We start from the raw sequence: 8,545 nt of genomic DNA on the forward strand, positions 1-8,545 counted from the left end.
TCTACGCCCGCGTCGCCCAGCGCCTCCTCGCCCTTGCCGCTGTGATCTGGCACAACTGGAAGATCAACAGCCCAGTCAAGAGGTCACTGATCGCCTACGACCACTGACCAAGGTTGGGAATTACTCACCTAGAACTCACCCAACGAACACCGAGAGGAACCACACCATGAGCAACGGCCAGCGAGTCGGCTACGTGCGCGTCAGCACCGTCGACCAGAACACTGCCCGCCAGCTTGACGGCCTCACCGTCGACCGCACCTTCACCGATCACGCCAGCGGCAAGGACACCGACCGTCCGGCGCTGACCGAGTGCCTGGGCTACGTGCGCGAGGGCGACGAGTTGGTCGTGCACAGCATGGACCGGCTGGCCCGGTCGCTGGTCGACCTGCGCCGCACCGTCGATGACCTGACCGCACGCGGCGTGAAGGTCACCTTCGTCAAGGAGAACCTGAGCTTCACCCGCGACAGCGCCGACCCGTGCGCCGTGTTGATGTTGTCGGTGATGGGCGCGGTGGCGGAGTTCGAGCGGTCACTGACGTTGGAGCGCCAGCGCGAGGGCATTGCGATCGCGAAGCAGGCCGGGAAGTACAAGGGCCGCAAGGCCTCACTCACCGACGAACAGGCCGCTGCGGTGTCTCGTCGCCTCACTGAGGGCGAATCGGCGACGGCCCTGGCCGATGAGTATGGCGTGAGCCGTGCGACGGTCTACAACACGCGGAGCCGCGTCAACGCCTGACCTGCCCCGACACGCCGACACCCCGACAACCCCCGGTCTCCCGCAGGCGCCGGGGTTGCTGCGTCTGAGCAGCCACGATGGCGCCACAGAATCACGCCGTTGTCGGGGTTATCTCATTAGCCCGCAACATATTTGGGCGAGTTGCTTGCACTGTCGAGTGGCACACTAGGTCGCATGACAGCAACACCGCACCCTCGCACCCGCAGCATGGAGTCGTGGCGTGGCCGTAAGGCCGTGCTCGCCAGCCGGGGTGAGGTCGACGGTCCCCGCGTCGCCGAATGCGACGCGGCACTGAGCTTCTGGCGTCGCCGCACCTTTCTTGTCCGGGACACGGGGCTTACCCCCGAACGAGCCGACGAACTGCTGGACCTGATCGACACCGGCACCGACGTCGACACCGACGCGCAGACCGACGCTGCGGCGGTGGCCCAGTGACACCGCGCCGGGACTCGCAAGCCGAGCTTCGCCGCCGTCGCCGTGCGCATCTGCCGACCGTCAACACCGGGAAGTTCTCGGCCATCTGCGAGATCGCCGACGTGGCCGGGCCGCTGGCCGATCGCATCACCCGTCTGGCCTCGCCGTTGCGGCTCCGGCGGCAGGTGCTCAACTTGGCCGACGCGGTGCATGAGTTCGCCGGTACCGCCACCCGCTGGGACGCCGAGCGTGACGCCCGGCAGCGCACGGAGCATCTTGCCGATGACCCTGCAGCGAGGCGGTGGGCGATGACCACGATCTGCGACCTCGCGCCGCGCCCCGCGCTGCCCGAGATCACCGACGAGATGATCGCTGACGGGACGTGGGCGGCTGCGCTGGTCGAGATGGTGACGTCGGTCGATCGTCCGTTGGCAGACCTGCTGGCGCGGGCCTTCCCGCCCGGCGCGCCTGCCCTGCGGGGTCAGCCGTCACGATCAGACCGGCTGGACAATCTGTTGCGCGAGACCGTCGACCGGGCCGCGCTGTCGCTTGAGCGGGCGCTCGACACCGCCGAGAAGCAGACCGCCGTCCTGACCGCTGCCAAGCCCGATCCTCGCGCCGAACTCTCCGCGTTGGGCATCGAGGTCTGAGACGCCAATCCGCCAGAGAGGAAACGACTTCCGATGACTGCCCCGACCTCCTATCGCGGTCCGCGATGCCGGTCCTGCAACGGGCCGTGCTGGCTGTACAAGGGCGACGTCTGGGGCTACACCTGCTCGGCGTGCATCGACCGCCACCTCGAAGCGGCTGCAGCACGGGCCGACGCCCGCGACCGCAAAGCCCGCGAACGACTGCTCTCGAAGCGGTTCAACCACAACGACTCTCCTCGCGTCTCGAAGGTGGGCGTCGGGGCGGTGATCTGAGCTATGTGCCGATCGCCCCGACGTCCCGCCGGAGACCGATCACCCGACCCGAAAGGACACTCGATGACCCAGACCAAGGCCCGGCGACCCCTCACACGCGCCGACCTGACAGACGGCGAGCGGCGGCACCTCGCCGCCTGCGTCCATGAAGCCGGGCATGCCGTGGCCTGCGCGATGCTCGGCGGCGAAATCCGCTCCGCTGTCGTCACCAACGGCAAGGTGTCCGGTCTGCACGGGTTCACCACCTTCGCGCAGTTGTCCGAGCACATCGACCCCCGTGTGACGTATGCGGGCATGTTCGCGGAGGCGCGGTGGGAATACGGGCCGCGCCCGACGGCGATGCAGCTGCGGCACTTGCGCACCGCCAACAGCAGCGACGATCGGCGGCTGTGCGCAGCGGGTGTGCAGGACATGTACGGCAACCCGACGGCGGAGGCGCGCAGTGCGGTGCCGCCGCTGCTGGACCGTCGTGCGCGTCGCCCAGAAGCTGTTCATGACCGGCGAGGCGACCAACGACGACGTGTTGAAGGCTCTGGGCGTCACCGACGGCGGCGGGACGGGCAGCAGCCAGATCGCCAGCCTGCGTGCCGGATTGCGCCGCGTGCCGCCGATCGCTGCATCGGCCTAACCAACTCACCCGGTCGCTACTGAGCCTCGGCAGCGGCGACCGGACTGCTTCACCAACAACGCCAACGACACACCGAGGAGAGCACCGTGATCACCATCGACCGCCGCTCCGGCAGCCGGAGCATCGACTATCTGCCGGACTACTGCCCGCACTGCAACCCGCTCGGCGACCAGGGCGACAGCAGGGTTCGGCTGGCCTCGCTGACGGAGCCGACCTCGATCACCTGGCCGGGTGGTCGACGTCTGGTCTGCCGGTACCGCTGCGACGGCTGCGGCCACCCTTGGATGCGCACCGACCTGTGGAGGGCCGAGCATGCCGGTCTCGACCAGAAAGGTGCAGCGTGACCATCATTACGCTGACCGCCGCTCGCGTGCTGGCAGCCGGGCGGAGCCGCCAACGACCCACCAGCCCTGCCGACCTGGCGAAGATGCTGGACCCGAAGTTCGTCATCACACCCGCGATCCGGCTCCTGTCGGACATCGCCGTGAGGACCGTGGAACAACCCGATCAACGCGACATCGTGACCACCAGCCCGCGCACCGGCAAGTCGCGGCTGCTGGCGATCTGGACATCGGTGTGGGCGCTGTCGCGTAACCCCGATCTCGAAGTGGTCATTGTGTCCTACAGCGACGAACTGGCCCAGGCGCATAGCCGCGAGGCCCGGCGCATCATCGCCGAGCACTCGGACATGCTGGGCATCCGGCTCAGCCAGGACGCTCGCGCAGTCGGTCGCTGGAGGGTCGAGGGCCATGCGGGTGGGCTTCTGGCGACCGGAATCAACAGCGGTGTCACGGGTTTCGGTGCCGACCTGTTGGTGATTGATGACCCGGTGAAGGACGCACAGGAGGCCGATAGCGCCGCCCATCGTCGCCGGGTGGAGAGCGAATACCGCAGCACACTTGCTCCCCGCGTTCACCCTGGCGGGTCCACCCTGCTGGTGATGACGAGGTGGCACCCTGCTGATCTGGCCGGGGTGCTGCTCGACAGCGAGCCGGACGTGTGGCGGCACACCAACGTGCCCGCCGTCGCCGAGGCGGGCATACCCGATGCCCTCGGTCGCGCACCCGGCACGGCGATGACGTCGGTGCTGGGGTTCACGGCCGACCACTACGCCGCTGCTCGGCGCACCTCCGGCGAACGGGCCTGGTACGCGCTGTACGAAGGCGTGCCCGCCGCGCCCGAAGGTGGCCTCGTCAAGCGCGAGTGGCTGGACCAGTGGCGGCTCCCGGCTGCCCCTGCGGGAGCCGTCAAGACCGTCGTCGGAGTCGACCCGTCCGACTCCGGCTCCGGTGACAGCTGCGGCATCGTCGCGGCGTCGCTGACCCGTGAGAGCGTGGTGGTCGTGATCGCCGATGTCTCGGCACCGATGACCTCCGACGCCTGTGCGCGGGCGGCGGTCGATCTTGCTGTCGACGTCGGCGCGTCGGAGATCGCCGTCGAGGGCTTCGCCGCCCGCGAGACCTACCGGCGGGTCGTCAACGACGCGCTGCGCCGGGCCAAGCTCGACCGCCCGATCCGCGTGACCACCTGGCCTCCGAAAGGGTCGGGGCGCGGCGGCGGCGACGCGCTGGCCTGGTCGGCGGCGTTGCTGCAAGGGCTGGAAACCGGCACCACCCGCATCGCCGGGCACCTGCCCGATCTTGAGCAGGCGGCGGTCACCTGGCAGGCCGGGCAGCACCAGCCCGACAGCCTCGCCGCCGTCGTCGTCGCCCACGACGTGCTGGTGCACTCGATCGGTCAGCAGTGGGGCTTCGCGTCACCCCTCGACACCGAGCGGCGGATGCGCGATCGCCCGATCACGTCGATTCCCGAGTATCTGCGTCGCCGGATCGGCGGCTAGGCAACCGTGCCGAACGCATCGTATGCAGGGCTGCGGCGGCCTCAAACGAGGCCGCGAATGTACGCAACCCGGCCCGTTATGGCGGCGGTGAGGTTGTGCGTCGAGACTTCTGGCACCGGCTCGTCGTGAATTCCCTCGCCACTGACGGTGGATACCAGACACGTTGCGTCGTAGAGCCGTTCGCGCACCAACCGATCAAAGAGAATGCCGTATCGGTCGATGTACGACGAATTGTCGAACACGGGATCAGTTCGGTAGACCGGGGTGCCTTGATCCCTAACGATGCTTGTGGACTTTGGGGCGTGCTCGATGACGAAGACAAAACCGAGCCAGGGCCGAACTTTTCCGACATAGCCCGCCTCATAGCCACGCCAGAGGTCTACCGCGTTGCCGATGGCTTCTTCGGTCCGGTTGTTGAAGTTGTTGCCGAATGACCCGACCTGCGACTTGCACTCGATCGCAGCCACCAGGATCTTTTCGTAGGTGACCACGATGTCCCAGTTCTTCGCCCGCCGATAGAAGCCAGGTAGCGGAATTATGCCGGTGCGCCGAACCTGGGCACCCAGTTCGACTAGCGGCATGAACTGCTCTGCGATGACGTCTTGGAGTGGACCGAGATGCTGCCCACCAGTCACCGATCCGCGAGTGCCTGCGTCGATCTTGCCCGAGTCAATCTGCTTCTGCGTTTGAAGGTCGCGCCCGGCCCAGAAGGCACGCACGGCGGTGTCGTAGTCCTCGAATGTTGCCGTCATGGTGTCGTCAGCTCGTACTCCGCAAGGTCGATGCCGTAGGCCTCGCCGGCAGCCTTGGTCGCCCCATCCACGTCACGATCACGGAACGCCGCACGCAGCGCCTCGGCCACCGACGGGTCGATCTGTTCAGGATGAGGCACCCGAATCTGCTTGAGGTACTGCGCCTGAAATCGCAGGGTTCCGCCGCGCATACGGACGCAGTAAGCCTCTATGTAAGCCTGCGCAACCCGTCCGAGGAGCAGCCCGCCAAGCACCTCCATGTCCCAGGTGTCGGACACCACGTAATAGAGGTTGTGGTGCGGGTAGTAACCGCCGGGCTCCAAGACGGGGTGAATGTATGCCTTCATGTCTTGGAGCAGCAGCTTCGGTTTGGCCGTGAGGCCAGCGTTGAGTTTGTCGATCGTCCGATACCACGATTTAGGAGCCTTCCGGGCAACGAATCGTTCGCGCAGGGCGGGGTGGCCGGACAAGTATGTTGCCATTCGCGGAAAATCGTCCAGCGCGACGAGTGAGCCATCTTCCGCCCACGGATTCACCAAATACTTGCCGTGCCAAACAAATTCGCCCGTCGCTAAGTCCTGGGCCATCGACAATGGCACCATGCGTTCAGCCTCGGCGGCATTCGCATCCTTGGTCACGTACACCTTGTCTGCTCCGGTGGCGATGCCAATGCCTACCCGCGTGGCGGTGCGGGGGTCGTGCAGGGGTCCGAACTTACCGTTGAGGTGGGCGATTAGCGCGAGCCGCGCAGGCGATCCGGTAGGCCACAGCCCATCGCCAGGAAACCACTGCGCGAGCCGGTGTGCTTTGACCCCGACGTCGATGTATTCATCGAACCTCTCATGCGCCGAGGCCTTGGCGAGAGCAGATGCGCTTGCTGGCCCGAACTCCGCAGTCGTCTCGGCGACCGTCACCCCGCCCTGCGCGCTGTTGGACAGAACGATGATCGCTGGATAAGCGGATACGCGTGTCTCAAATGCATCCACGTCGTGCATAGTCCAGACGTGTTCGACGGCGAATCTGCTCGCAACTAGCTTGCGCAGATCGGCACCGTATTGGTTTCGCATCCAACGGTCGGCGCAGATGAAGCCAACCTGCCCTCCTGGTTTGAGGGTGCGAAGCGCCCGCTCGATGAATCCGACATAGACGTCGCCCCGGCCTCGCATCGTCGCCCACGTCCGTCGGTATTCCGCAGCAGCAGTCGCGGGGAGGTCGTCATAGCGGATGTAAGGCGGGTTGCCGATGATCACGTCGGCAGGCGGTACGTCCGAGTGGGCAAGCAGACCGACACCCGACAGCAGAAAGTCGTCGTGATGGACCCACTGTTCGGCCAATCGGGCCGCGACCTCCTTCGACGCCCCCGCGCTTTCTAGCAGCTCGCGGCAGACGTTGCGGGAGGTCTCCACATGCTCGGGCTGCAAGTCAAAAGCACAGATGCCCTCGCCGATTGTCGCGAAGTCTCGCCCATGCGTAACCGCGCTTGCGATGAGGCGTTCGACCGCAGGCCCGAGGAACGCGCCCGACCCGCAAGACGGCTCCACAAGACGGAGGGCCGCTAGGTCACGGTCGATTGTGTAGCCGGTGAGGTCCAGCAGTACGTCTACTACCCAGCGGCGGGTGAATACCTCACCGTAGTTCTGCACCACGTCGGCGGCTGTCAGGGTCACACCTGGCACTCTATGAGCGGCCGCCGACATGCGGGCGGCGACACGACTGGAACCCGATATTGTCCGTGGGCGGGGGCATACTCCCGCGTATGGCAGACACTTGGGAATCGCGTGACCTTCCCGTCCTCAAGGCAGCGGTCGAACTGTACGAGGAGAGTGGTCGACGCCTGCGCGCAAGCGCGATCGAGAAAGCCACCGGGTTCGACACAGAGACCGTGCAGCGCGCCCTGCGGGCGCTCTACCGCGAGCCGTACTTCGAGGAGGCGACCGGCAGCTTCGGTGGCGAGATCATCTTCGTTGGTGAGCCGACCGGCGAGGCGTTACGGGTCGCGGGGCAATGGCCCTCACCCGAGGTGCAGCTGCAAAGGCTGATTGCGGCGTTCGAGGCCGTCGCCGCCGACGACTCGCGTCCCGAGGAGGAACGCAGCCGCGCCAAGAAGATCGGACTCTGGCTCACCGGCGCGCTCCAACAGGTGGCCATCGGGGCGCTCGGCGGTGCGGGCGGCAACCTGATGACCGGATAGACCGTCAGACATTGACTATCCAGGAAGAGTTTGGCGACATCAGCGGGTGGCGGGTGACCAAGGTTGTCCGAAACCCGTGGGGACAGGTTCCCCACACCGGCGGTGGGCGCTATCTGTCCGATGCCGCCCGCGCCTACATGGACAGGCTGCTCGCCCAGCAGCGGGTGCCCGACACTGAGAGCCGTCGGCATCACTACGTGCCACAGGCGTACCTGCGTCAGTGGTCTTTCGACGGTCGACGGGTGTGGACGCTCGACACGGTGACGGGATCGGTCAAGCCGCTCGGCACTAGGGACGTCTGCGTCAACGAGAACTTCTACCGGGTGATCGGACCAGATGGCGCTCCGCACAATCGAGTCGAGAAGCTGTTCGGTGTCGTGGATACGGAACTTGGGCGAGTTCAGCGGCTATTTGCTGACCTCGAAGACCCGGAAACGCTGGACTTCGATGACCTATTGGGCCTGGGCATCACGATGGCGGTGCAGCGGATGCGGACTCTTCAGCAAAGGCGCATCCAGATCCAGCACAGCGCGTGGATGGCGGCTCAGAGCCCCAAGTTTCAGTTGATCGCTGACGACGATCAGAATCCGCATCAGGCAGCGGGTATCCATACCGAGCTGTTGTTCAAGGCCATGTGGAAAGCCGCCGACGTTCTCATCAAACGGCAGATCGAGGTCTGGGAAGACCCAAAGGCGCGGTATATGACGTGCGATGCCCCAGTGTTGATCCCATTCGTGCGCAACGAGCGACCGGGGACGCTGGACACCGAGTACGTCATCTGGCCAGTGAGCCCGCAGCGTGTAGTGGCACTCAGCAGGAACGACGTCGGTGAAAAGGCGGTGATCCGCGAGGCCACCGGCCAACTCGTCGGAGTCGTGCGGGATGCCGTGGAGCAAGGCCGCGAGCGCATGATCTTCGCCAGTGAGGCGCAGCGTGGATATTGCGGTCGGCGGGAGCCAGTGTTCCGCTGTGGGGTGAGCCACTGTTCCGGTTGGGACTGGGCCACCGTGGCGGTGCGGGCTGAGCCGTGGCGCCGCTGGGGCGGGCGGTGGTGTGCCGCC

The 8,545-nt window shown here is 66.2% G+C and carries 11 protein-coding genes and 1 pseudogene; 10 read left to right on the plus strand and 2 right to left on the minus strand.

What is annotated here, in order from left to right; translation table 11 throughout:
• The 8 genes and pseudogenes from EET03_RS29140 to EET03_RS29175 form a co-directional block, all read left to right on the plus strand.
• Positions 1-107 (plus strand): annotated as a pseudogene (locus tag EET03_RS29140) (IS982 family transposase); the annotation flags it as partial.
• A gap of 59 nt (positions 108-166) precedes the next feature.
• Positions 167-736 carry a recombinase family protein gene (locus EET03_RS29145; RefSeq protein WP_075541852.1) on the plus strand — a complete coding sequence of 190 codons (570 nt, stop codon included), beginning with the start codon at positions 167-169 and terminating at the stop codon, positions 734-736.
• A 174-nt stretch (positions 737-910) separates the two neighbouring features.
• Positions 911-1,171, plus strand: a complete 261-nt coding sequence (locus tag EET03_RS29150) for a hypothetical protein (RefSeq protein ID WP_075541851.1) — start codon at positions 911-913, stop codon at positions 1,169-1,171.
• On the plus strand, positions 1,168-1,800 hold the full coding sequence (locus EET03_RS29155; RefSeq protein WP_075541850.1) for a hypothetical protein: 633 nt from the start codon (positions 1,168-1,170) through the stop codon (positions 1,798-1,800). The genes EET03_RS29150 and EET03_RS29155 overlap by 4 nt, the downstream gene beginning before the upstream one ends.
• A gap of 33 nt (positions 1,801-1,833) precedes the next feature.
• Positions 1,834-2,073, plus strand: coding sequence for a hypothetical protein (locus tag EET03_RS29160; RefSeq protein ID WP_075541849.1), 240 nt, complete (start codon positions 1,834-1,836; stop codon positions 2,071-2,073).
• 63 nt (positions 2,074-2,136) lie between these two features.
• A complete protein-coding gene (locus tag EET03_RS29165; RefSeq protein ID WP_244232594.1) occupies positions 2,137-2,724 on the plus strand; it encodes a zinc metalloprotease in 588 nt (195 codons plus the stop codon).
• Positions 2,725-2,787: 63 nt separating this feature from the next.
• Entirely contained in the window at positions 2,788-3,045 is a 258-nt protein-coding gene (locus EET03_RS29170) for a hypothetical protein (protein WP_099194458.1), read from the plus strand.
• 83 nt (positions 3,046-3,128) lie between these two features.
• Complete coding sequence (locus EET03_RS29175) at positions 3,129-4,541, plus strand: terminase large subunit domain-containing protein (protein ID WP_244232595.1); 1,413 nt, start codon at positions 3,129-3,131, stop codon at positions 4,539-4,541.
• A gap of 41 nt (positions 4,542-4,582) precedes the next feature.
• On the opposite strand, the gene EET03_RS29180 is transcribed toward EET03_RS29175, so the two are convergent.
• Both EET03_RS29180 and EET03_RS29185 read right to left on the minus strand, forming a co-directional pair.
• The gene (locus tag EET03_RS29180; RefSeq protein WP_075541848.1) at positions 4,583-5,293 is read right to left on the minus strand and encodes a PaeR7I family type II restriction endonuclease; all 711 of its coding nucleotides are present in this window, start codon (positions 5,291-5,293) and stop codon (positions 4,583-4,585) included.
• Entirely contained in the window at positions 5,290-6,960 is a 1,671-nt protein-coding gene (locus EET03_RS29185) for an Eco57I restriction-modification methylase domain-containing protein (protein ID WP_208649162.1), read from the minus strand. Before EET03_RS29185 ends, EET03_RS29180 begins: the two co-directional genes overlap by 4 nt.
• Positions 6,961-7,049: 89 nt before the next feature.
• On the opposite strand from EET03_RS29185, the gene EET03_RS29190 reads away from it, so the two are divergent.
• Both EET03_RS29190 and EET03_RS29195 read left to right on the plus strand, forming a co-directional pair.
• Positions 7,050-7,484, plus strand: a complete 435-nt coding sequence (locus EET03_RS29190) for a hypothetical protein (protein WP_075541846.1) — start codon at positions 7,050-7,052, stop codon at positions 7,482-7,484.
• 11 nt (positions 7,485-7,495) lie between these two features.
• The coding region (locus EET03_RS29195; RefSeq protein ID WP_136625786.1) for a DUF4238 domain-containing protein at positions 7,496-8,545 on the plus strand (1,050 nt) is incomplete at its 3' end.

The sequence above is a fragment of the Mycobacterium innocens genome (genome assembly GCF_900566055.1).
Lineage (GTDB): Bacteria > Actinomycetota > Actinomycetes > Mycobacteriales > Mycobacteriaceae > Mycobacterium > Mycobacterium innocens.

Coding starts and splice junctions, on each gene's coding strand:
- EET03_RS29150 (WP_075541851.1), top strand. CDS start 911: ATGACAGCAACACCGCACCCTCGCACCCGCAGCATGGAGTCGTGGCGT.
- EET03_RS29190 (WP_075541846.1), top strand. CDS start 7,050: ATGGCAGACACTTGGGAATCGCGTGACCTTCCCGTCCTCAAGGCAGCG.
- EET03_RS29145 (WP_075541852.1), top strand. CDS start 167: ATGAGCAACGGCCAGCGAGTCGGCTACGTGCGCGTCAGCACCGTCGAC.
- EET03_RS29165 (WP_244232594.1), top strand. CDS start 2,137: ATGACCCAGACCAAGGCCCGGCGACCCCTCACACGCGCCGACCTGACA.
- EET03_RS29180 (WP_075541848.1), bottom strand. CDS start 5,293: ATGACGGCAACATTCGAGGACTACGACACCGCCGTGCGTGCCTTCTGG.
- EET03_RS29160 (WP_075541849.1), top strand. CDS start 1,834: ATGACTGCCCCGACCTCCTATCGCGGTCCGCGATGCCGGTCCTGCAAC.
- EET03_RS29175 (WP_244232595.1), top strand. CDS start 3,129: ATGCTGGACCCGAAGTTCGTCATCACACCCGCGATCCGGCTCCTGTCG.